The 22,210-nt window shown below is 61.4% G+C and carries 21 protein-coding genes and 1 pseudogene; 10 read left to right on the top strand and 12 right to left on the bottom strand.

What is annotated here, in order from left to right:
* Positions 1 to 255: 255 nt before the first annotated feature.
* The 4 genes from ACOZ32_RS13130 to ACOZ32_RS13115 all read right to left on the bottom strand — a co-directional run bounded on the left by ACOZ32_RS13130 (position 256) and on the right by ACOZ32_RS13115 (position 2,777).
* On the bottom strand, positions 256 to 1,683 hold the full coding sequence (locus ACOZ32_RS13130; protein ID WP_012289637.1) for a transposase: 1,428 nt from the start codon (positions 1,681 to 1,683) through the stop codon (positions 256 to 258).
* A 257-nt stretch (positions 1,684 to 1,940) separates the two neighbouring features.
* A complete protein-coding gene (locus ACOZ32_RS13125; RefSeq protein ID WP_049892715.1) occupies positions 1,941 to 2,240 on the bottom strand; it encodes a type II toxin-antitoxin system RelE family toxin in 300 nt (99 codons plus the stop codon).
* Positions 2,241 to 2,250: 10 nt separating this feature from the next.
* On the bottom strand, positions 2,251 to 2,529 hold the full coding sequence (locus ACOZ32_RS13120) for a ribbon-helix-helix domain-containing protein (protein WP_010904139.1): 279 nt from the start codon (positions 2,527 to 2,529) through the stop codon (positions 2,251 to 2,253).
* Between the two features lie 38 nt (positions 2,530 to 2,567).
* Complete coding sequence (locus ACOZ32_RS13115) at positions 2,568 to 2,777, bottom strand: winged helix-turn-helix domain-containing protein (RefSeq protein WP_249040717.1); 210 nt, start codon at positions 2,775 to 2,777, stop codon at positions 2,568 to 2,570.
* Positions 2,778 to 2,988: 211 nt separating this feature from the next.
* Between ACOZ32_RS13115 and ACOZ32_RS13110 the strand changes: the two genes are divergently transcribed.
* The 3 genes and pseudogenes from ACOZ32_RS13110 (at position 2,989) to ACOZ32_RS13100 (ending at position 5,090) form a co-directional block, all read left to right on the top strand.
* On the top strand, positions 2,989 to 3,201 hold the full coding sequence (locus ACOZ32_RS13110) for a hypothetical protein (protein WP_010904137.1): 213 nt from the start codon (positions 2,989 to 2,991) through the stop codon (positions 3,199 to 3,201).
* 281 nt (positions 3,202 to 3,482) lie between these two features.
* Positions 3,483 to 4,188 (top strand): annotated as a pseudogene (locus ACOZ32_RS13105) (hypothetical protein).
* On the top strand, positions 4,185 to 5,090 hold the full coding sequence (locus tag ACOZ32_RS13100; RefSeq protein WP_010904135.1) for a hypothetical protein: 906 nt from the start codon (positions 4,185 to 4,187) through the stop codon (positions 5,088 to 5,090). Before ACOZ32_RS13105 ends, ACOZ32_RS13100 begins: the two are co-directional and overlap by 4 nt.
* Positions 5,091 to 5,223: 133 nt before the next feature.
* On the opposite strand, the gene ACOZ32_RS13095 is transcribed toward ACOZ32_RS13100, so the two are convergent.
* From ACOZ32_RS13095 to ACOZ32_RS13080, 4 genes are read right to left on the bottom strand one after another with little or no spacing between them, the layout of a single operon-like run.
* Entirely contained in the window at positions 5,224 to 6,363 is a 1,140-nt protein-coding gene (locus ACOZ32_RS13095; protein WP_010904134.1) for an ABC transporter ATP-binding protein, read from the bottom strand.
* A 5-nt stretch (positions 6,364 to 6,368) separates the two neighbouring features.
* Complete coding sequence (locus tag ACOZ32_RS13090; protein WP_049892710.1) at positions 6,369 to 7,232, bottom strand: carbohydrate ABC transporter permease; 864 nt, start codon at positions 7,230 to 7,232, stop codon at positions 6,369 to 6,371.
* Between the two features lie 4 nt (positions 7,233 to 7,236).
* Positions 7,237 to 8,130 carry a carbohydrate ABC transporter permease gene (locus ACOZ32_RS13085; protein ID WP_010904132.1) on the bottom strand — a complete coding sequence of 298 codons (894 nt, stop codon included), beginning with the start codon at positions 8,128 to 8,130 and terminating at the stop codon, positions 7,237 to 7,239.
* An 11-nt stretch (positions 8,131 to 8,141) separates the two neighbouring features.
* A complete protein-coding gene (locus ACOZ32_RS13080) occupies positions 8,142 to 9,533 on the bottom strand; it encodes an ABC transporter substrate-binding protein (protein WP_010904131.1) in 1,392 nt (463 codons plus the stop codon).
* 166 nt (positions 9,534 to 9,699) lie between these two features.
* Between ACOZ32_RS13080 and ACOZ32_RS13075 the strand changes: the two genes are divergently transcribed.
* Entirely contained in the window at positions 9,700 to 9,879 is a 180-nt protein-coding gene (locus ACOZ32_RS13075) for a hypothetical protein (protein ID WP_285258124.1), read from the top strand.
* Positions 9,880 to 10,040: 161 nt separating this feature from the next.
* On the opposite strand, the gene ACOZ32_RS13070 is transcribed toward ACOZ32_RS13075, so the two are convergent.
* Complete coding sequence (locus tag ACOZ32_RS13070) at positions 10,041 to 10,367, bottom strand: NifU family protein (RefSeq protein WP_049892709.1); 327 nt, start codon at positions 10,365 to 10,367, stop codon at positions 10,041 to 10,043.
* 520 nt (positions 10,368 to 10,887) lie between these two features.
* On the opposite strand from ACOZ32_RS13070, the gene ACOZ32_RS13065 reads away from it, so the two are divergent.
* Entirely contained in the window at positions 10,888 to 12,174 is a 1,287-nt protein-coding gene (locus tag ACOZ32_RS13065) for an orc1/cdc6 family replication initiation protein (RefSeq protein ID WP_173362416.1), read from the top strand.
* Positions 12,175 to 12,770: 596 nt separating this feature from the next.
* Here the strand turns inward: ACOZ32_RS13065 and ACOZ32_RS13060 are convergent.
* On the bottom strand, positions 12,771 to 13,868 hold the full coding sequence (locus ACOZ32_RS13060) for a glycerol dehydrogenase (RefSeq protein ID WP_424335302.1): 1,098 nt from the start codon (positions 13,866 to 13,868) through the stop codon (positions 12,771 to 12,773).
* Between the two features lie 154 nt (positions 13,869 to 14,022).
* Between ACOZ32_RS13060 and tnpC the strand changes: the two genes are divergently transcribed.
* Positions 14,023 to 15,450, top strand: a complete 1,428-nt coding sequence (gene tnpC, locus ACOZ32_RS13055) for an IS66 family transposase (RefSeq protein ID WP_285253944.1) — start codon at positions 14,023 to 14,025, stop codon at positions 15,448 to 15,450.
* Positions 15,451 to 15,654: 204 nt separating this feature from the next.
* On the opposite strand, the gene ACOZ32_RS13050 is transcribed toward tnpC, so the two are convergent.
* Positions 15,655 to 16,002 carry a PqqD family protein gene (locus tag ACOZ32_RS13050; protein WP_010904126.1) on the bottom strand — a complete coding sequence of 116 codons (348 nt, stop codon included), beginning with the start codon at positions 16,000 to 16,002 and terminating at the stop codon, positions 15,655 to 15,657.
* A complete protein-coding gene (locus ACOZ32_RS13045; RefSeq protein WP_010904125.1) occupies positions 15,999 to 17,966 on the bottom strand; it encodes an OPT family oligopeptide transporter in 1,968 nt (655 codons plus the stop codon). Before ACOZ32_RS13045 ends, ACOZ32_RS13050 begins: the two co-directional genes overlap by 4 nt.
* Positions 17,967 to 18,508: 542 nt before the next feature.
* Here ACOZ32_RS13045 and ACOZ32_RS13040 point away from each other — a divergent pair.
* The 4 genes from ACOZ32_RS13040 (at position 18,509) to ACOZ32_RS13025 (ending at position 22,205) form a co-directional block, all read left to right on the top strand.
* Positions 18,509 to 18,943 carry a hypothetical protein gene (locus ACOZ32_RS13040; protein WP_162829057.1) on the top strand — a complete coding sequence of 145 codons (435 nt, stop codon included), beginning with the start codon at positions 18,509 to 18,511 and terminating at the stop codon, positions 18,941 to 18,943.
* 450 nt (positions 18,944 to 19,393) lie between these two features.
* Positions 19,394 to 20,443: a metal ABC transporter substrate-binding protein gene (locus tag ACOZ32_RS13035; protein WP_010904123.1), complete on the top strand. Its 1,050-nt coding sequence runs from the start codon at positions 19,394 to 19,396 to the stop codon at positions 20,441 to 20,443.
* A complete protein-coding gene (locus ACOZ32_RS13030; RefSeq protein ID WP_010904122.1) occupies positions 20,425 to 21,201 on the top strand; it encodes a metal ABC transporter ATP-binding protein in 777 nt (258 codons plus the stop codon). The genes ACOZ32_RS13035 and ACOZ32_RS13030 overlap by 19 nt, the downstream gene beginning before the upstream one ends.
* Positions 21,201 to 22,205, top strand: a complete 1,005-nt coding sequence (locus tag ACOZ32_RS13025; protein WP_010904121.1) for a metal ABC transporter permease — start codon at positions 21,201 to 21,203, stop codon at positions 22,203 to 22,205. The genes ACOZ32_RS13030 and ACOZ32_RS13025 overlap by 1 nt, the downstream gene beginning before the upstream one ends.
* Positions 22,206 to 22,210 lie beyond the last annotated feature (5 nt).

Here is a 22,210-nt window from a genome sequence, read left to right as displayed (position 1 = left end):
GTGTATGGATAGAGGAATAGACAATATTCGTCGAAATGACCGTGCCCAGTCAGCAATGCACGCCGTAATTATCAATTCGACGGGTGTTCAGGTTGGCCCGACTACTGAGGAGTCATACTCACGCCAGTTTGAACTCGTTCGAGGGTGGAAAAACGACGAAAATCTTAGTCCGGGAGTCCGTCGGTTTGCCCGTAATCTAGAGGGCGACCTCTATGATACGGTTGATGAGGACATAGATTCAATCTAAAATTCCTATCAATCGGCATCTGAGGGGGCCCAGTCAGCATCAAATATATCTTCGAATACCTGCCGAGTTTTTGGCGGTTCGGTCGGAATCTGAAGGTCGCGCGGATCGTCCTCGATGGCCTGCATTAATTCACCAGCGGTGACTTGCTTTCCTTCGCTTAGGTCTTCGCCAGTTTCCTCAGCGCGGAGGATGTTCGTCACCGTCCAAATGTTGAAGGGGTGGGCCGCGAAGTTGAAGTAGAACGCCCGAAGCGCCGGATTCTTCGACCCAGACTTGGCCAAGAAGTCGCGTTTGATTTTCCGGAAGTCCGTTTCGATGCCCCACCGACGGCGGTACGCCTTCCCCAACTCTTCTGGTGGGACTTCCTCCGGGTGAAGGTTCGTGTAGAAGTACGTGTAGTCGTCCATCGGCTCATTAGCCCCTGAGTTCCGTAGTTTCACCGTCTTGTCCGACTCCAGCCCAACCGCGTAGTAGCTATCTTCGTCGAGGTTGCCCACGCCGTAGGAGTAGTACGACGACCGCAGATCGGTACGGGCCATCCCGTTCAGGAAGTGCTTGATGGTCGAAATCGTGTCCGAGTTGTAGAACTCTGTCCCGGCGTCAAGGTAGACGCGGCCGATATCCACGTGTTGCCTGCTCAGCCGGAGCATCCAACGGATATACTTCGAGGCCTTCGACTTGTCTCTGACAAGGAGCACGACCAGAATCAGCGGCGTGTCGGTCCCGACGACAGCGAGCGTGATGTACTTCCACGCCCACGAGTAGTTCCGGCCCGGCTTCGTCCGGCGAATGTACTCGTCACTCTCTGAGTCGCCGTAGAACGGCCAATGCGTGATGTCGATAGCGACCTCTGCATCCTCGGGGAAGTAGTCGTACCGGGCGGCGATCTTGAACAGTTGCTCATTCGCCTCCCGGAACATCCGCATGACTGACTCCCGTGAGGACTTCCGAAGGTGGTGCGTGAGGTTCTGTCCGGTCGGGATGTCGCCGTCGTCGTAGAACGGTTTGTACTTGAGGTTCTTCGCGGCGTCGTTGACGAACCCGTTCCCGTTCGCGGCGGCGATGAGCACCCGGAGCGACGGATCTTTGGTCACTTCCGTGCTGTCGTCGCGCTTCAGTCGGAGGTACTTGAACGTCTTCGAGCGAAGCTCCCGAGCGATCACCTGAACCGGCGGGAACCCCTCGCCGTCAGTGGCTATCGTGTCCGGTGTTGGGCCTCGAAACCAGTGTTCGAGCTTCGTGCCCTGCAAGCGCCGGACCAGCGTTTCAGTCTCGCTCGCGTAGTAGTGCCGCGTCGCGTCCTCTCCATCCAGATTCTCGGTGAGGTTCTCGTTAGTCGGCTTCGACCAGTAGTACGGACGAAGCTGGACCTTCCCGAGTGCCTTTGCGAGCCGATGCTCGGGCGTCTCTAGCTCGTCGTACCGATCCCGTTCCACCGACCAATTGTGGATGCTGTAGGCCTCTGATTTGATTACTTCCCACAGCGGCGGGATGATATTCTTGGCCGGATTGCGCGTCGGGAGGGCCGTGTACCCCCAAGTGTCATACCGCGGGTTGTCGGGTAGCTTACTCTTGGCTTCTCTGTACCGGCTTGAAATCTCCGCCTTTTCTTCTGCCGCTCATGGATTTCACCCTTCGACTCAGGGTCACGGTCGGCGTTCTCGTCTTTCTCCTTTGCCACGACAAATCCCCCCTACTCATCGTCTCGCCACGACCCCCATACCTCCCGATACTTCCCGAGTTCGCGGTACTCCTTCTTCCGCTCGAAGGCATCGATGGCGTAGATCACCTCGTTGTCCTTGTCCCACTCGATCAGGACGCGGAAGTCACCGACACGAAGCTTGTAGCCGGGGTGGTTCTTCAACCGATCAAGAAAGTGGCCCGGGAAGTCGCCGATGTCCTCCAGCTTGTTGATGATCCGCTCGGCTTCCTCTGTCTCAAACTGTTCCAGCGTTTCGACCAACGTCTCCGTCAGAACGACCTCATGAGCCACCGTTCAGCCCTCAGTCGTCGATACCGAGGCGTTCTCGGGCCTCATCTGTGGACATCGTCCGGCCCGCTGCAACGTCCGCGTAGCCCTCTGAGACGCCTTCCTGCGCACCAGGCGTCAGAATCGGCTCCGTGGTATCGCGCAGCACCTCACGGATGAACTCCGAGCGGTTGGTGTAGTTCAGTTCCTCCGAAAGCTCATCAAGCTCGTCCAGAAGCCGCTTCGGCACCTTGACGTTGAGCTTCACCATCTCACCCTCCTCCCCGTTATCCCCGGGCGTGTCCGTGCTCATACGCTGTGGTACGCCGGTGGTACTCAAAGAACTGTCGCTCAGTCGTCCCGCGGATCGCTGACCAGTTCGTAGAGGCCGCTTTCATGGGCTTTTTCGACGTGTCCAGCAGCGACAAGAACGTTTAGACGGTTGTGAATGGTCTGTTTCGACAGGCCAGTCCAATCTACAAGAACAGCAGGCGTACACCGTCCTTTCTGAAGCTCATCAAGGATTTTTCGGTCACTTTCTATCAACTCGTCTGCTTCCATCTTTGTTGCTTGCATGCGTGACTATGGGCATAGGTATTACGAGTGGTTAGTTAGTCCTTTTGGATAGTATGGACTAAATGGATTGACTAACAGTAAATCATATGAGGATGGCGGTGAGAGTGATTGTTGAGAAGCGCGGGACGCCGGTCAGAAGTTGCCCGGGGCGTGTTTGGACCACGCCCGACCGTGCTTCGCTGGAGACCAACGAAGCATGTCAATGAAGACATCCGCCGGACTTCAGGATTCCGGCACGGCGAACGAATCGAACCCCGAAAACGAGGAGGCCGACTCCGCTCTTGCGGAGCTTATCGAGCAACACGAGAACACCGACTGGAGTGACGTTCCAGGCATCAGCGCCGCGGAAGCAGGTGCGTGGACGGCACGACTGATCGAGGCGCGAGAATCCACCCCGGAGGGTCTGTGATGCAGCGTCGTCAGTTCCTCGCCGCGGCCGCAGCACTCACGGCACTTCCGCAGGCGGCACAAGCTGAGGCGGCTGGCAACACGACCACCCCCGGCGAGATCGTCGAAGACCGAAGCGTGACCGACGATGGAACGTACTCGCTCACCGACTGTGGCTCCGTTCCAGGTGGGCTGAACAACGTCCACGTCACGGCAGAAATGAACGACGGCCCGCTCGAAATTGAAGGTGTTCACGAAGAGAACGGCTGGTGCGGTGTCGGGCTCCGCTGGAGTTCTGGCCCTATCGAGGTTGGCACTGGACTCGATCCAGACGACGCCCGCGAGGAGTTCGCTGGCGTGCCCGTGAACCAGTCGGTGCCCGAGGGCACGGACGGCGATGCGGCGGCGCTCTCGCGGCCTCAGCAGAAGCAAGAGCAGACCGTCCCCGACCCACAACGACCACTACCGGCTGTCCCTGCTCACCGGCGAGACGGCCTACGACCCTGGTGAGTTCTCGCAGGCGACCATCGAGATCGAGGTGTCGGACCTCATCGGCATCGAGGACGCACAGACCGCGCACGAGCGGTGGCTGGCGTCCGACGTGGCAGCCGCGTTCAACGAGTCGGTGTATCACCCGTACACCTCGTTGAAGTTCCACACGCTCCTCGTGGCGGCGCTACTGGATAACCCCCGGGCCGATCACGACTTCGGCGATCTCCGGCTCATCGTGGACCCGGCGGGCGACGTCGTCCCGTTCCGCACGGTCTTCAACGGCGACCGCTTCGCGCTCCGTATCGACGAGAACACCGACGGGAGTCCGTCGGCCCGGCTTGGAAGCCGGCCGTGGCGGTCGTGGGCGTCAGTGTGGAACCGCCTGACAGCGCACCCGCTCGATACCGGTCACGACAAGTACGACATGACCCTCGATGCCAACCTTCGGCGGATGCAGTCCTGGAGCGCGGCGCTCCAGTACATCGAAGACTACCACGAGTGGAGGCCCGACCGATGACGGCGATTCAGCAAGTCCTGTGGGAACTGTGGATGGACTACATCGGCCACCCGTACTACGTCTCGGGGAACGCCATCCTGCACGCCCTCGGCCAGCACCTCGATCCCGAGATCCACGGGTCGGTATCGGCCAGTCATGGCGTCTTCGTCCCCGGTCAGTTCGGGACGTTCCCCGAGGAACACACGCAGTCGGGCATCCGGCCGTACCTCGGGAGCGGCCTCCCCGACGTCAAGGCCTACGACGACCTCTTCCTCCAGCGGGAAGCGATGCATCCGTGGCTGCTGGACACCCGCGCTCGGGACGCGCTGAACACGCATGATCTCCGGGTCCACGGCGGCCACCCGGCGCTCGCCCACGAGACGATCATGGGTCGCCGGGAAGACCAGCGGAAGCAACAGCAGACGACGAAGTGGTACGTTCACGCCTACCTCCACGCCGATGACCCGACGGTACTCCCACTCGGCGAGGATGTGCTGGAGGGACTCCAGTTCGGCGGCAAGCGCAACTACGGCTACGGCGAGGTCCAGCTGAAGGACACGCAGATGGTGGACCTCGATGAACTGGACTACTCGCGGCTCGAAGGCGCGGAGACGTACCTCATCGAACTCGTGACGCCGTTCGTGGTGGAGTCGGAGTATCCCGACGCGGACGACCGGCCTGTCCCGTGGTGGTGGGCTGAGAACCGCGACGGTCTCCGGCTTCGTGAGGAGAAGATCCTCGAACAGCGCGAGGTATTCAGACTGGAGACGGTGGACCACGGGCAGGTCGTGAAGTACCTTGGCGACCGTCCGGTGGAGACCGCGAAGAACGGCCTCACGAGGGTCGGCTCGCACTCCCGATACGGCTTCGGTGAACTGCGGCTGAAGCCCCTCGGCGAACAGTATCAGGAATCAGAGAAGTAACGACTAACAAGCAACCGATGGAACACCAGAATCAGGATGAATCGGACGAGAAAAATACAGCGGTGCGGCTGAATAAAGAAATCGTATTACCAACAACTGGTAATGGAACCGCATCGTTCGGTGGGTGCACGAGCTACTGTGACGGGGTTGGTTTGGCGGGTTGGTCTTCGGACGCCGCGTGGTAGATCGCGTCACCGGTCTCGGGGTCAAACAGGTGGAGGCGTTGCTGATCGAAGCACAGACGGATCGTGTCCCCGGTCGAAACGTCCCGGCGAGGTTGGACTTTCACCTGTAGCTCGTCGTCACCGATGGTGCAGTGTAACAGGAGCTGTTCACCGAGCGGTTCTCGGACGGTTACCCTCGCCTCAAAGGACTCCTCGTGTCCAGTGGCAGAGCGCCCAGCCAATAGGACGTCCTCGGGTCGAACCCCGAATGTCAGGCGGCGGTCAACGAGTGCCGAGTTGGAGCCGCCGTCGGGAAGCGGGTGAGCGAACCCCTCGTGGTCGGCAACGAGACCACGGGGGCGGTCGCGAACCCGCACGGGAACCAGGTTCATTGCCGGTTCGCCGATGAATCCGGCGACGAACTGGTTTGCGGGGAAATCATAGAGTTGCTGTGGCGGCGCGACCTGTTGGACGGTGCCGTCGTTGAGGACGGCGACGCGGTCGCCAAGCGTCATCGCTTCGGTCTGGTCGTGGGTCACGTAGACGGTTGTGGTGTCGAGTTCTCGATGGAGTTTCGACAGCTCCGCCCGCATGTGGACGCGGAGCTTCGCGTCGAGGTTCGACAGTGGTTCGTCGAGCAGGAACACGGACGGCTCGCGAACGAGCGCGCGCCCGATGGCCACGCGCTGGCGCTCACCACCGGAGAGGGCGTCTGGGGTCCGGTCGAGTAACTCCGTGATACCGAGTGTTGCGGCTGCGTCGGCGACGCGGTCCTCGATCTCGGCGCTGGAGTAATCGGTGACTGACTGCATCCCGAAGGTCATGTTCTCGGCGGCAGTCATGTGTGGATACAGGGCGTAGTTCTGGAACACCATAGCGATGTCACGGTCCTCGGGTGGTGAGTCGGTGACATCAGTGCCGCCGATCCGGATGGTGCCGGCCGTGGCGTCCTCGAGGCCAGCGATGAGCCGAAGCGTCGTCGATTTGCCACAGCCCGAGGGGCCAACGACGACGAGGAACTCCTCGTCGAGGACATCGAGATCGATCCCGTCAACCGCGGCGATGCTGTCGTAGTGTTTGGTGAGGTCGGTGAGTGTGATCGTACTCATTGGAATCAGGATTGCTGAATCGCGATGGTTTCGCGAAGCGAACGGTGGAAGACCAGCAGTACGGCAAGCGGCGGCAACAACGCGAGCACCGCCGCGGCCATGATGACGCCCCACTGTGTCAAGCCGGCCTGGGCCGCCCCCTGGATGTATCGAATCCCGACCTGGGCGACCTGACTTGGTTTGTCCGTGACCGCGATGAGCGGCCAGAGGAACTGGTTCCAGGAGTAGATGAACGTGATGACGCAGACGCCGGCGATCATGCTGCGGGACATCGGGATCAGCACGGACACCAGGAAGCGAAACGGGCCGACCCCATCCACGTGGGCTGTCTCGACCAGCGAGTCGGGAATCGAGCGGAAATGCTGGCGGAACAGGAACACCGCGGTTGCGCTGGCGATGTACGGCCCCGTGATCGCTAGGAGGGTGTTCGTCCAGCCGAGATCCGCCATCAGCTGGAAGAGGGGCACGATCCGGACTGGAACGGGTAACAACAGCGTGAGCAGAACGAACATGAAGATCGCGCGCTCGTACGGGAGTTCGTAGTAGACGAGCGCGAGCGCGGCCAGCAACGAGAGGGTGACTTTCCCGATGACGACGGCGATGCTCATCACCAGCGAGTTGAGGAGGTAGGTCCCGAAGTTGTACGTTGTGAGCGCGGCCTGGTAGTTCTGGAGGGCGTTACTGCCGGGTCCGATGGTGGTGGGCTGGTAGACTTCGGCGGTCGTTTGCGTGCTCATCAGCACGGCCAACACGAGTGGGGCGGCCATCAGTGCGATCGCGCCGAACAGCCCCAGGTGCATCAGAGCGTTCTCGGGGAGGATGTCACGGTGGGTCGTCCGGGTCGAAGACTGGGCGGTGTCAGTGGCCATTGTATCACGCCCCATACTGTGCGTATCCCTCTGAAACGCGGATTTGGACGTACATCAGTACCGCGACCAGGGCGAACAGGATGACTGACTCGGCCGACGCCAAGCCCAGGCTGTTGAACTCGAAGGCGTCGCGGTAGAGCTTGAATATCAGGAGATTGGTTGCGTCGCCCGGACCGCCGCTGGTGAGGAGGTCCACGATCGGGAACGTGGAGAAGAACGCGTAGATCGTGTTCATCACCGTGAGGAAGACCAGCGTTGGTGCCATCAGCGGGAGGTAGACGCTCCGGAGGCGTCTGAGGTGGCCAACCCCGTCGAGCGTGGCGCGTTCGGTGAGCGTTTTGGGGATCGTGTTGAACGCGGCAACGACGAAGATGATGTTGTATCCGAGCTGCTTCCAGATCGCGACGACGGCGACGACGGTGAACGCCTGCGGGCCGCTGTTGAACCAGTCTAAGGTGAACGGGGTGACCGCTTCGAGGTAGTGGGTGAACACACCGAGGTTCGGGTGTAGGATGAAGTTCAACAGGATCGCGGCGACGGCCGGCGGCAGCGCGTACGGCCAGATGGCGGCGATGAGGTACGCCGACGAACCGACGGACACGGTGAAGAGGAGATATCCGACCGCGATCGACAGCAGGAGGGTTCCGGTGACGACGATGGCTGCGAACAGGACAGAGATCGCGAAGCTGTGGTGGTAGGCGGTTGAGGTCAGCAGCTGAACGAAGTTCTCCGCGCCGACCCAGGCGGTCTGCTGCCCGAGGAACAGGGTTCTGTACAGGCTGAGTCGGAACGTCTCGAGGCCCGGATAGTAGAGGAACGCACCGAGCACGACCACGGAGGGGAGCAGCAGTCCCAGGGCCTGCAGTGTCGAATCGAATGGGGTTGGCTGTGTGGACATGGGTGGTCGGGTTACGCGCTGTCGTCGATGGAGTCGGTGTAGTCCTGGATGGCGCTGGTCGCTTGGGTGTCCATCTCTGCGAGGCCCGCCGAAACGGACATGTCACCGGTGATGATGCTGACCGAGAGCTCCTCGTTGATCGTTCGGACTTCCGGGAACGCGCCCATGACTGCGCCGCGCGTTGCCGGTGTGTCGGTGGTCTCCTGGAGTTGGTCGAAGGCCGTGCGGAAGTTCGGGTGTTCGTCGAACCAGCCGTCGTCCGTGAGCCGGTCGATGACGCTCTGTCGCACCGGGAAGTAGCCGCTGTTGCGGTGCCACCGCAGCTGCTGGTCGGGCTGGGTGAGATACGCGATGAACGCACCGGCGGCCTGTTTCTCCGCAGTCGTCAGTGCGTCCGGAACCCACAGTGAGCCGCCACCGATGACGACGCCTGAGTTGTCTCCGGTCGGGGTTGGGAGGTATGCGGATCCGAGTTCGAAGCCGCGCTGCTTTGCACCGGCCACCAGCGAGACCAGATTCGACGTGGAATCCCACAGCATCGCCGCTTGCTCGGTGAGAAACGCCTGTCGGGCCTCGTCCCACGCCTCGATCCCGGGGTTCAAATAGAGGTCGGCGTTGGCCATGTCGGTCCACCACTGGTAGACCGCGCGTCCGGCGTCGCTGTCGAAGTTAGTCTCCGTGGGTCGGCCGGCACGGCCGTTGTCGTTGTTGACCAGGAGTTGGTTTTGCTTCGCGAACTGCTGTTCGATCTGCATCCACGAGTGATTCGGCCAGGTGAGGCCGTACTCTAGTTGCGTGTTCGAAACAATGGTGCTGGCCGCTGTCCGGAGTTCGGCAAGCGTCGTCGGCGGGGCGTTCGGATCGAGCCCAGCCGCCTCGAAGGCACGCTTGTTGTAGAGCATGATGGTGTTCGAGGAGTTGAACGGCATCGAGTTGAGCGTGCCATCGGTGCGGTAGTAGTTGAGGACCGACGGGAGGAAGTCCTCGCGGTCGATTTTGTCTTCGGGGAGCAGGGAGTCGATGGGAGTGAACGCGTTGCTGTCGAGGGCGATTCGGGTCCCGATCTCGAAGAGTTGGACGATCCCCGGGGGATCGCCGGCCCGCGACGCCTGGAGGGACTGGTTGAGCGTCTCACGGTAGCCGGTCTTGCTCACGGGGTTGATCGAGACACCGTCGGTCTGTGCTGAGAAATCCGCTGCCATCTGCTCGATTGTGGTCGCCAGTTCGTCGCCGAAAACGTGCCAGAAGTCCAGCGTGATGGTGCTGGAGCCGGTATCCGATTGGGTTGTGGCTGTGTTGAGTGCGCCACAACCGGCGAATGCTGTGAGTCCGGCCGTGCCGGCACCGGCGAGGACTGCGCGTCGTGTCGCTGTGGCTCTCCGTGTCTCTGTGGTGGGCGCCATCGGATAACGCAACTCGGGGTCCTCGGATGAGTGCTTATATGAGTTGAAAATATCCGTCCAGACAGTTCTGGAGACCTATTGAGCCGTGCATGGGGCGGCGCGCAGCAATACCGTCGACGTTCCAGAACTGACCCCGGTTTTTAATATCGAACCAGTCGTTGTGTGGGTGGCTGTTGGATTCATGCTCTCGAACGCAACGCGAGTGACAGTCGTGTGCATCGTTTCGGCGGTCGCGCTCTGGCTCGTCGTGAGACGGATCACCGATGCGGCCTGGGTGCAGTTGGTGACGCTCATCGGCGTTGGCGTCTGGCTGCCGACAGTGCTCGCCAAGCGGGTGGGGCGGTGACAGCGGGAGTGTCCGAGGGCCGTGCGTGGTAGCGGGCGTGACTCGAGTGCGGATCGGGAGATCGTCGACGACCACACCGCAGTCAGTTGTGAGGATGGCGCAGGTTCAAAATGAGGGGGTGGGGATGCGTGCGACACGACGCACGTGGCTGCGGGCAGCCCTCAGAACGGAGGACTGTAGTCCTGGTACTCGTCCATGTCCTCCATGCGGTCAGTTTTCGACGGCATGACCGCGGCACGGGGGCCGCCCGAGCGCACGACGGTCACGTCATCGAGGTCGTCGAGGCTTTCGGGGAGGCGACTTTCGATGGCGTTCATCGTCATCGGTGCGATGCCGCAACCCGAGCACGCGCCGCCGATCGCGACGGTCGCGGTGCCGGCTGCTTCGTCGATCTCCCGGATCTCGAAGTTGCCGCCGTGTTGCTGGATCTGGGGGACGTTGTCACTGAGATAGTTGCGCGTCTGTCGTTCGAGGTTGCCTGCGCTCATTGCGGATGTACAGACGCACCATAGTGTCATAAATCCATGGTATTTGGCGAGCCTAAACCAGCTCAAGGAGGGCGATCCGACGTGGAGGCCACTGGAAGCGGTGAACCCACCACGGGGCCAAGCCTCGTGGCACTCGCCTTGAACCGCCTGTAGACAACACCACGACAGAGTGCAGTAGGGCTGAAGGCGCGATAGAGCGAGTTACACATCGATGACGGGGGGTGAGCGAGCGCGATACATCGCTGGCGGTGCCGGTAGAGAGAGAGTGACATGGCCGAATTTGGGGCACAGATCCCGTATCACACCAGGATAAACATCGATTGGGGTTACGCTTTTCAACCAGGGGGTGTACAGCATACGTATGGCTGGTCGCGACCAAGGTGGGACGCACGGAGTCGGCGACGACGCCGGGGTGGGCGGCGATGACGCGGCCGCCGATGGCTCCGGGCATGGCGCTGGTAGCCAACTCGCTGGCTCGGACGCGGCCACAGACGAGGACGCACAGCGGTCGATCCGTGACATGCTTCACGACGACGGGGACGCGTCGGTGTTCGTCAACCGTGACCTCGTGGAGCCGGACACGATCATCGACGAGGAGCGAATCGTCGGCCGCGACGAACAACTGGAGTCGGTGGTGTCGTTTCTGAAGCCAACGCTGCAAGGGAATCGGCCACCGAACATGCTCCTGTACGGGCCCGCGGGAACCGGGAAGTCGCTCATTATCGGTGCGGTCACCCAACAGATCATCGAACTGTGCCACTCCAAGGGTGAGCGGTTCGGCGTTGTGCAGGTCAACTGCCAGCCGATCAACACGCTCGACCAAGCCGTGTACGAACTCGTCCAGACGGTCGCCAGCGATGTCGGCATCGAACCCGGAGTTCCCGAAACCGGAGTGTCGACGAAACGGAAGTACAGACGGCTCTACGACCTCATCAACGAGCATTACGACTCGGTCATCTTCATTCTGGACGAGATCGATCTGCTGGTTGGTCGGCGCGCAAACGACGAGCCGGCGTACTCCAAACTGCTGTATCAACTCTCGCGCGCTAGCAACACGAACGACATCGAAGGCCAAGTGTCGGTGGCCGCACTGACAAACGACCCCAAGTTCATGGAGAACATCGACGGGCGGGCCGAGAGCTCGTTCAATCCCCGCGATATTTACTTCCCGGATTACGACGCCACACAGCTCCGGCAGATCCTCGAAAACAGGCGTGACGCGTTCCGCCAAGACGCGTTGACCGACGACGTACTCCCGCTCGTGTCGGCGTTTGCGGCACAAAGCCATGGTGATGCTCGGAAAGCGATCGATCTGTTCCGTGGAGCCGGCGATCTGGCCGACGAACAGGGGGATCAAACGGTCCGCGAAGACCACGTCCGGGAGTCCCAAGACGAGATCGACAAGGACCGGTCGCTGAAGTTGATCGCGGGGCTGACGACCCAGAAGAAGATTTCCCTGTACGCGACGGCGGCTGTCGCGCACTGTTCGAGTGCAACGCGGAACTCGGTGCCCAGTCCGGTTGGGTTCCAGGTGTACCAGTGGGTCACCGAGGAGATCGATGCCGACCAGATGACCCGGGAGACGTACGTGAAATACGTCAAGGAGTTGTCGACGTATGGATTGGTGTCGACGGCCCGAAAGAGCCGTGGACGCGGTGGCGGAATGTATATGGACTTCACCTTCAGGGGTGATCCGGAGTCGATGATGCATCGGGTTGTCGACGACACGCGACTGGAGAGAGTCGGCACCGAATCCGAGCGGCTCCACGCGGTGGTGAACGCCCAACTTCGAGAGTTCGAGGAGTAGTTGCCAGGCGATTCCCTGCTGCCTTTCGCTTCCCTCCCCACCCCCCGTCTTCGATGTGTAATCTCCTGTCGTGTCTCTGATCAGATCGTCGGCTCCTGCTGGCGATCGTGGCAAGGCCACACCCCCTCCCCGTCATCGATGTGTAAACGATACCACCGAGGGATCGATGGCACACTGGCAACGAAGTGAGACCAAGACAGAAGCAGGGTTCAACGCCGCTGTGACAGGAAGGCGACGTATTAGACGGAGTTCGAATGCTGTCAAGCACTAGTTACGTGTTCTCCTACAACTACCAAATTAACATACAGCTATTGCAGTGCGGTTACTGTTTTCCCTGGTCTATTATAAATCTTTCCTTAATAGTAATACAGTTCGCTGAGAGGGACAAAACCGGCAGAAGGGAGCTGTCCTCGGCGTGTATCGCGGTCGTAGCTCACCTACTGGTTGGTTCGACCGATCCCCCCACCCTGCGGCAATCCCGTTTACACATCGATGACGGGGGGAGGGAGTCCCCCCTCCCTTTTCGCCGCCGACACGTCCAGCTCCCGCATGAATCTCGGCGGGCCGCCCAGCAGGAACGGTGGTACGGGACCCCGCTATCGATCCCGAACCCGCCGCCCCATCTCGTCGGCGGTCAGCAACGCATCACGCACCATTGCTGGTGTAACGTCAAACGGCTCGTCGTGGATCGTCTCGGCTTCGTCACAGGCCGCCTCCGCGACCACGTCCAGGTCTACCTGTTCAGGGTTCGTGATCCCGATCTCACCGAGGGTGACAGGCAACCCGAGTTCGACCGAGAACTCGATGAACTCCTCGATCCTCGCGTCGGAATGCCCCTCCAGCACGAGCTGCGTGATCGTACCGATGTTCACCTTTTCACCGTGGGTCGCGTCGTGCGTTTCCGCGAGCTGCGTGAGGCCGTTGTGCACGGAGTGGGCAGCCGCCAGCCCGCCGCTTTCGAGCCCCAGCCCGCTGAGCAGCGTGTTCGCCTCGATCACGGCGTCGACGCTCTCGGTCACGGCATCGTGCTCGACGGCGTCCAGCGCGCCGGCACCGTGCTCACGGAGCGTCTCATAGCACAGCTCGGCGAGCTTGTGTCCCGCGCGGGTTGGTTTCCCACCGACCTCGTTGTCGCCGCCGGACTGTGCGACTGCGTCCGCCTCGAACCACGTTGCAAGCCCGTCTGCGATCCCCGAGCGCAGGAACCGAGCCGGCGCTGCAGCGACCACTTCGGTGTCAACGATCACCAAGTCCGGGTGCTGCTCGTAGTACCAGTAATCCTCGAACTCGCCGTGCTCGCTGTAGATCACTGACAGCGAACTCGTCGGCGCGTCCATCGATGCGATCGTCGGCATCGACACCATTGCGCCGCCGACCTCCTCGCGGACTGCTTTCGCGGTGTCCAGGGCCTTGCCGCCTCCGGCCCCGATAACGATGTCGGCACCCTCGTCGACAGCAACGGACGCGATCCGCTCGATCTCGTCCTCCGAGGACTCCCCGTTGAACACGACCGATGAGCCGTCGAGTCCGGCTTCCGCGAGGCTTTCGTGCACGTCGCTCTCGATCATGTCCATCACGATCTCGTCGGCGACTAGCAATGCTGTGTCACCGAGTGATTCCGCGTGCGTGCCGATGTCGGTCGTCACGTTGCGTCCCTGTACGTACGTCGATGGCGATTTGAATACGCTCGTCATGAGTTAGGCCGTACGTACGTGTTTAGCCCCAGAGCGATTTCGGTAGTCTCTCCTAGGACCCGTACGAGCAGTGCAGTAGGTCGATGCAACAGGCGAACGAGTTCATCTTCGAGGGATGGTCTCCGACCCGGAGACCATCCCGTCTCGTCTGGTTATGACTCCGTCGGAGCCAACCGAAGAAGAGATACTCGACCGCCTTGCTGCGCTTGAAGAAGAAAACCAGCAGCTTCGGGAACAGGTTGAGGAGCTCGAAGAACTTCGTAAGGAGAACAAGCGTCTCAGAGCCAAGCTCCGGTGGTACGAAGGACCACATACACCGCCGAGCAAGGAACATCCAGGCGATGAAGAGTCGTCCTCGTCCGATGGGGACGAGGACGACGAACAGCCACGTACTGACGGTGGCACGCCCGGTCGAAAAGCCGGACACGAGCCAGAATGGCGTGAGGCTCCTGACCCGGATCGAGAAATCGAGGTGACCTGTGACTGCTGTCCAGAATGTGGCGAAGCGTTCGACGAGTCGGCGGGCGTCAGCCCCCGACTCGTCGAGGAACTCCCAGATCCACAGCCACCGGAAGTCACACAGTACAACCGCCACCACTACGAGTGCCACTCCTGTGAAACCGAGACTGTCGCCTCACACCCCGACTGCCCCGACGAGGGGCAGTTCGGGGTGAACGTTATTGCTCAGTCGGCACTATCTCGGTACGATCACCGACTTCCCTACCGGAAGATCGGAGACCGCTTCCAGCAACTACACGGACTGGAGCTCTCGGCCGCGTCCACGTGGCACGCGACCGAGCGCGCTGCGCGCGCCGGTCGCTGTGAATACGAACAGATCCGTCGCCAGATCCAGCAAGCCGACGTTGTCCATATAGACGAGACTGGAATCAAGCGAGACGGCGAACAGGCGTGGCTGTGGACGTTCACCACCGAGAACCACACGCTGTACGCGGTCAGAGAAAGTCGTGGAAGCGATGTTCCCGCAGAAGTCCTCGGCGAGGACTTCGCGGGAACGGTCATCTGTGATGGGTGGACGGCGTATCCAGCCTTCAGTGAGACGCTTCAGCGGTGTTGGGCACACATTCTCCGGGAAGCTGAAGACGCCGCTGAACAGCAGGCTGAAGGCGAACCGATCTATCGTGCTCTCAAGGAGTTGTACGTCGCTCTCCAGGCTCGACTGGAGAGCGACTTGACAGTGCGTGAGCGGGCAGAATTACAGCGTGTTGCACGAAGAGAGCTTGAATCGTTGATTGAGCGGTCAGTCCCCGACGGACCAGTGGCAACACTACTCGGGAAGATCGAAGGAGGCCTCGACCACTGGCTCACCTTCGTCGGTGAGCCAGCGGTCTCCCCGACGAATAACGCTGCGGAAAGCGCACTACGTGAGCCAGTGGTTCTCCGGAAGCTCATCGGAACACTTCGGAACGACCGCGGGATGTTCGTTCACGAGACGCTGCTGTCCCTGCTGGCGACGTGGCGCCAGCAGGGACGCAACCCCTACGAGGAATTCAAACGAGTCGCCCGAGACAACGAGATGATCTCACGAGCTCACGCTGTGCCGGCTGTTGCGTCCTCGGGGTAAACACATACGGCCGTACTAAAAATTCACCGGGGAGCCGCATATACTTTACGAGAACACGCATTATCTCCGGAGAAACCACGTCATACATCCATTATACTGTGCGATCTTTCACGCACACACAGGTCGTCGCGTCGAGCAGCCCCGCAACCGATTCGGCACCGTCTTCCGGTCGCTAATACCACCCGAGCGCTTCGCCGACCGTGGTCACTCCTCGAACCGAAGCAGGTCCTTTTCCCCGAGTTGCATGAGGAAGTGGCCGAGCGTCTCTTCGACCGGCGCAACGCGCTCCGCGTCGTGTTCATCGGCGACGCGAGACGCGATGTCCGCGACGGTGTTGGTGCCATCGCAGGCGCGCCAGACGGTTGCGCCAACCGCATCGAGCACGAGCTTGCGGTCGCGGTCCGCGTCGAAGAGGTCAAACAGGAACCCATCGACGCGGTTCCGCGGGGCGACCGTTCGCGTGATCGTGACCTGCACCACGTCGTCGGTCTGCGTGACCGTCCACTCCTCTGTTGTGCGCTCCGGAATCGCAGTTGGCGCGTGTGTTGTCATGTGTCCTGTGGGTCGCGGATGACGCCGCCGACGAAGACGGCGACGAGAGCGACGAGCGCCACGCCACCGAGCAGCGTCTGTGTGCCGGATGCGAGTCCCACCGCGTACGGCGCGCCCTCGTCGGCGCCGATCCCGAGCACGTAGATCCCGCCGACGACGATCCCCATGATCGCCTCGCCAGTGATCAGCCCGGCGGCAATGATTCGGCCGCGGTAGGTCGCACGTTCCTTTGCCGCCCCGTCGCCGTCGTCGCTGCGCCAGTCAACGTATCGGTCGACGCCCGCCCGCAGCAGCCCGCCGAGGAAGATCGGCGTGGCGAGCGTGATCGGGAGGTAGATGCCGACCGAGAACGGCAACACGGGGACGTCCATCATGATCAACACGATCGCGAAGACGGCACCGATGAGGATCATCCCCCACTGCGCGCTTCCAGTGAGCACTCCCTCCGAGATCAGCGCCATCATGCCGGCCTGCGGAGCGGGGATCGTCTCGCTTCCGATGCCGTACGCTTGGTTGAAAAACGACAGCACCCAGCCCGCGAACACCGACGAGATCGCGATCCCGACCATCTGTGCGATCTGCTGTTTGCGTGGGGTTGCGCCGAGCAGGTAGCCGGTTTTCAGGTCCTGTGAGGTGTCGCCGGCGACCGCCGCGGCGATCGCAACAACGGAGGCGGTCAAGAGCACCACGACCGGATCCGAGACGCCGGTGGATTTCATCGCGAGTGCGGCGATCAGGACGGTCGCGACCGCCATCCCGGAGACTGGGTTCGACGAGCTGCCGACGACCCCGACCAGGTACGCGGACACCGCAACGAACAGGAACGCGGCGACCACGGCAATGACACCGCCCAGAACGCCGAGTTCGACCTGTGGGATCGCAACCAGCGCGATCGTGATCGCGAGCGCCCCGAGCACGACCACTTTCATCGAGAGGTCGCGCTGGGTTCGGGGGATCTGTGTCGCGGTTTCCGATTTGGAGCCGCTGAGTTCGGCGGCCGCGGACGCAAGCGCGTCGCGGATCGTTCCAGCCATCGAGATGATCGCGTAGAACCCGCCCACGATCATCGCGCCCGCACCGATGTATCGCACGTACTGATCCCAGACCGCGTGTGCTTGTCCCATCAGGGTGAGATTCGCCGCCTGATCGGGCACAAACCCGCCCGTGATGAGCAGCGGGATCAACATCATCCACGCCACCAGCCCGCCACCGAACACGTACGCTGCGATCCGCGGACCGATGATGTAGCCGACGCCGATCAGGGCGGGCGTGAAGTCACCGCCGATCGCGAACCCGCGGGTCTGACCCGCCGAGAACGCCGTTTCGAGGGTCGTCTTCATCACGGCCATGCCGTTGGCCAACCACATGTAGATGAAGCTCACGAAGAATCCCAGTGAGATGAGTTTCACCCCGCCGTCGCCTTCCGAGCCGGTTTCGAGCACGTCCGCACACGCCGTGCCCTCGGGGTAGGGCAGCTGTTCGTGCTTGTCGACGATGAGATACCGCCGCATCGGGATCATGAACAGCACGCCGAGCAGCCCACCCAACGCAGCCACGGCCGCGGTTTCGACGATGTTGATGGACTGATCGAGGAACGTGACGCCCGCGATCGTGAAGATCACACCGGCGGCCAGTGCCTCGCCCGCCGAAGTCATCGTCTGTACGATGTTGTTCTCCAGGATCGTGCCGCCGATGCCCGCGTACCGCAGCGCGTAGAACAGTCCCATGCTGATGACTGCCGCCGGGATCGAGGCGCTGATCGTGAGCCCCGACCGCATCCCGAGGTACATGTTCGCAGTGAGCAGCAACACGTTGAGCGCGAGCCCGATCAACACCGCCTTGACGGTGAGCTCGGCGACGTTCTTTCCGGCGGGAACGGTTGGAGCCGGCCCAGGCCGTGTGTGGTCATTTGTCGTGCGATTCGTGTCCGCCGTGGATGGTGACTCCGATGGGTCTTGTGGCATAATCGAATCGGGCGGTCGTCTCCACACCTGCGCCGTCGTCGCGCAGCCCACCGACCACACCAACCGAACTACCGGATTTCGTATGTATGCTAAATCGTCGCTGGTGTGTCCGATGAGCGCACTGACGGTCTTGGAGAGTGATTCCGCGTTTTCGGTGACGGTAGTCAGTTCCACGCATAAATACCGAACGTTCTTAGACAATCGTTCAGTACCACTGTCGTGTCTTCACTGGGCAAAGCTCTCGATAACACTTCTCATGGCTGTGTCTCTCTCCCAACAACTATGATTCTGTACATACTATGGACGGGTTATCCGCTATGGTTTGACTGCTGCAAACGATCCGTCAATTCCAGCTCAGTTCTGTTTGGCTCCCACAATTCGTTATTGGATATTGCTGATCGTTTCTGTCCGAGATCCACACTGCAGGGCCACACCCTGGGTAGTGTATTTCTGCTCTCCGTTGAACTCGCCCTTAATTCCGTTTCAACATACATAATGAAACAAAATTATATTATTTACCGGGTAGAAAAGAAATGTGTATCATGTCACGCCAACGAACGCGACGCGACATCATCCGTACCGCCGGTACGACTGCAGCGGGGTTGGCAGTTGTCTCCGGAAGCGCTGTAGCTAGTGAAAATACAGCCCAGTCGGAGTCGGTTCAGCCCACCTCCACGAAATCCTTCTCGATCACGTTTGAAGTCGCTTCAAACGGCGGAACAGGCGGTTACAGGGCGGAAGTCCCAGACAGCGATGCAACCTGTGAAACTGTCGATACCGGGTTCCTAGGTAATGACACAGTCAAACGGTACGACTCAAAAACTATCGTTCAGGGGAAGGTCAAACCCGACAAAGAAGACGAAATAAAGTTCGACACTGACGACGGCGAACGGCCTCCAGGCGACGATTGGTGGTCTGCGGATCCTGGGGTCGATGTCACTCTAGACACACCTTCGGGCAGCGAAACGCTTCAGTAGACGACCGCCCCGCACAACTATTCCACCTCTGCTCGCCAACAGCAGACGATCCGGTCTGGAGTCGTTGTGCGGACCTCGAACGATCCGAGCTCTGCGTTCTTATTCACGTCTATTGGTGTCACACCGCGGCCAAAGACGAACTCGCCATTGGTAATCGGTTCCCGAGCACCGGCTTCCAGTTAGCGCAAGTGAACTCCTGTCGCCTCGCTATCCCTACCCAAAACGAGAACCTACCCTGTGTGGCCATCGCGTTGCCTGTGTCTGTACTTACCCCTTCGATCGGCATGCCGATATTAGATCTTCTCTCGGGCCTTTAGCCGGGCGTCAGTTGCACGATCGTGGGAATCGCGTGGTCTCTGGTGGGAACGCCCGTCCAAGGATTTGATACATCTAAATTTAGATTTAGATAGAAACTACTTTATAATTCTATCCGTCACGTTCCCAGTACCGATGGACGAGCAGACACACACGCACCTCTCACGCAGACGCACACTCACTGCCAGCGCCGGCGTTCTCAGCGCTGGCCTCGCCGGTTGCATAACGAGCGGCGACACCGACGGAGACCCGGAATCGGGACCGACCGTCGCAGTCGCGTCGTTTTTCAGCTTCTATGACTTCGCGCGGAAGATCGTCGCCGACACGCCGATCACCGTCCGCAATCTCATTCCCACGGGGCTCCACGGCCACGGCTGGGAGCCGAACGCAAGCATCACCAAGGAGATCCTCGACGCCGACGCGCTCATTCACGTCGGCCCGGATTTTCAACCCTGGGTTGACCGCGCAATCGAATCACTGGACGACGACGACGCCGATACTCGCCGCATCAACGTTCGGGATGGCGTCGAACTCGTTGACCTCGCTGCGAGCCTCGACCGCGACGAGGAGGGCATCGGCCAGAACCGCGGCAAAGACCCTCACTTCTGGCTCGATCCGAACCGAGCCAAGCAGTCCATCGACAACCTCACCGAGGGGTTCGTTCAGCTCGCACCCTCCCACGAAAACACACTCCGAACGAACGCCGCCGCGTACAAATCCGGGGTCCTGGACGAGCTCGACGACGCATACGCCGCCATCTTCGACCGCGCCGACCGTGACGTCGTTCAGTTGGCCGCGCACAACGCGTTCCAATACCTCGGGACGGCTTACGACATCGAAATGCGGCCGCTGGTGGTGAACTTGGCCGCCAGCGGGACGGTCAAGGCATCCGACATCATGGACGCCAAGCAAACGATCGACGACAACGACATCACGTACATCGGTGCGGCCGTGTTCGAAACCCGCCGCCCCGCCGAACAGCTGCTCAGTGAAACCGACGTGGAAGCCTATTACCCAGTCACGCCCTACGCGGGCGTTCGCGAGGACTGGGTCCAGCAGGGCTGGGGCTACGAGGAGATCGCGCGTAACATCAACATGCCCACGTTCAAGCTCCTGCTCGGGAACGCGGCTCCGGACGACGTCGGGGGCGCCGAGTGGAACGCCACATGGAGGAACTTCGAATGACACCACACCACGACAACACTGCCGACACGCCCGCCATCGAGCTCGCCGATGTCGCGTTCGGGTACACAGCCACCCCGGTCGTCGAAGACATCTCCCTTGCGGTCTCACCCGGTGAGTACATCGGCGTCGTCGGGCCCAACGGCTCCGGGAAGTCCACGCTCATGAAGCTCATGCTCGGGCTGTTGCGGCCCGACCGTGGTCGTGCCCGCCTGTTCGGGGTTCCAGCACACCAGTTCGACACCGGTTCGCGCATCGGCTACGTCGCCCAACACGCGAGCGCTTCCAAGGAGATGCCGATCACCGTCCGGGAGGTGGTCAAGATGGGGCGGTTCCCACACGTCGGCTTCGGCCAGCTGTCGGCCGACGACTGGGCCGTCGTCGACGAGGCGCTGGACACGGTCGGCATGTCGGCGTTCGCCGACCGCCGCGTCACCGAGTTATCCGGCGGACAGCGACAGCGCGCGTTCATCGCTCGCGCGCTCGCCGGTGAGGCCGAACTGCTCGTGTTCGACGAACCCACGGTCGGCGTCGACATCGAGTCCGTGGCTGCGTTCTACGACCTGTTGGACGTGCTGCACGACGACGGTATCACGGTCGTGCTCATCGAACACGACCTGGGTGCGGTCACCGAGCACGCCGAGCGCGTCATCTGTCTCAACCGAGAACTACATTTCGACGGCCCCACGGCGGAGTTCGTCGACAGCGACGCGCTCGCACGCGCGTTCGGCACCACGACCGCCGTGCTCGGTGACGACTGATGACGGACGTGATCGTCCAGCCGGCAGTCATCGAACCGCTGCTCGGCCCGCTGTACTGGCTGCTTGGCGTCTGGTCGCAGCTCATGACCGGGGTTGCGCGTGCAACCGGCCTGGAGGTCCTCCAATACGGGTTCATGCACCGCGCGATCCTGGTTGGGCTCTGCATCGGCGTGATGGCCCCGCTCATCGGGACGTTCCTAGTCCACCGGCAACTCGCCCTCATAGGGGACGCCCTCGCCCACACTGGGTTCGCCGGCGTTGCCATCGGCCTGTTCTTGAACGCCGTCTTTGAGTTCGGGATCTCGCCGTACCTGACGGCGGTGATCGTGGCGATGGTCGCGGCGCTACTGATCGAGGTGATCTCGGAGACGACCGACGCGTACAACGACGTCTCGATGGCGATCGTGTTGTCCACTGGGTTCGCGCTCGGCACCACGCTCATCAGCATCAACGCTGGTGGGCTGGCCGTCGGCGTCAATCAGTTCCTGTTCGGGAACCTCTCGACGGTCTCCACCGACAGCGCCGCCATCCTCCTGGTGTTGTTCACGATCATCATCGGCGTTGTCGGAGTGACCCGCAACCAACTGCTGTACGTGACCTTCGATGAGACCGCCGCTGCGGTTTCCGGGCTGTCCGTGAACTGGTACAACCGCATCATGGTGATGCTGACCGCCATGGTCGTCGTCGGTGCCATGCAGATCATGGGCGTCATCCTCGTGGCGGCGATGCTCGTCGTCCCCGTGGCGGGAGCGTCACAGGTCGCTCGCAGTTTCAACGAATCACTGCTCGTGTCAGTCGTGCTCGCGGAAATCGCCGTGGTGTTGGGCATCGCCGTCTCCTACTACGGGGAAGCGACTGCCGGGGGAGTGATCGTGTTGCTCGCCGTTGGAGTCTACGTGCTCGCAGTCCTGGCGGGGAAGCTACAGACCGCCCTCACCGGCACTGAAACGCCGGAGATGGGGGCGATCTCCCCGAACTCGGACCCGACGACGACCGACGACTGAGCCAC

The organism is Halobacterium sp. MBLA0001, assembly GCF_049705385.1.
GTDB lineage: Archaea > Halobacteriota > Halobacteria > Halobacteriales > Halobacteriaceae > Halobacterium > Halobacterium salinarum.
The sequence above is the reverse complement of the archived record's forward strand: the minus strand, read 5'-3'. Positions and strand labels throughout refer to the sequence as shown.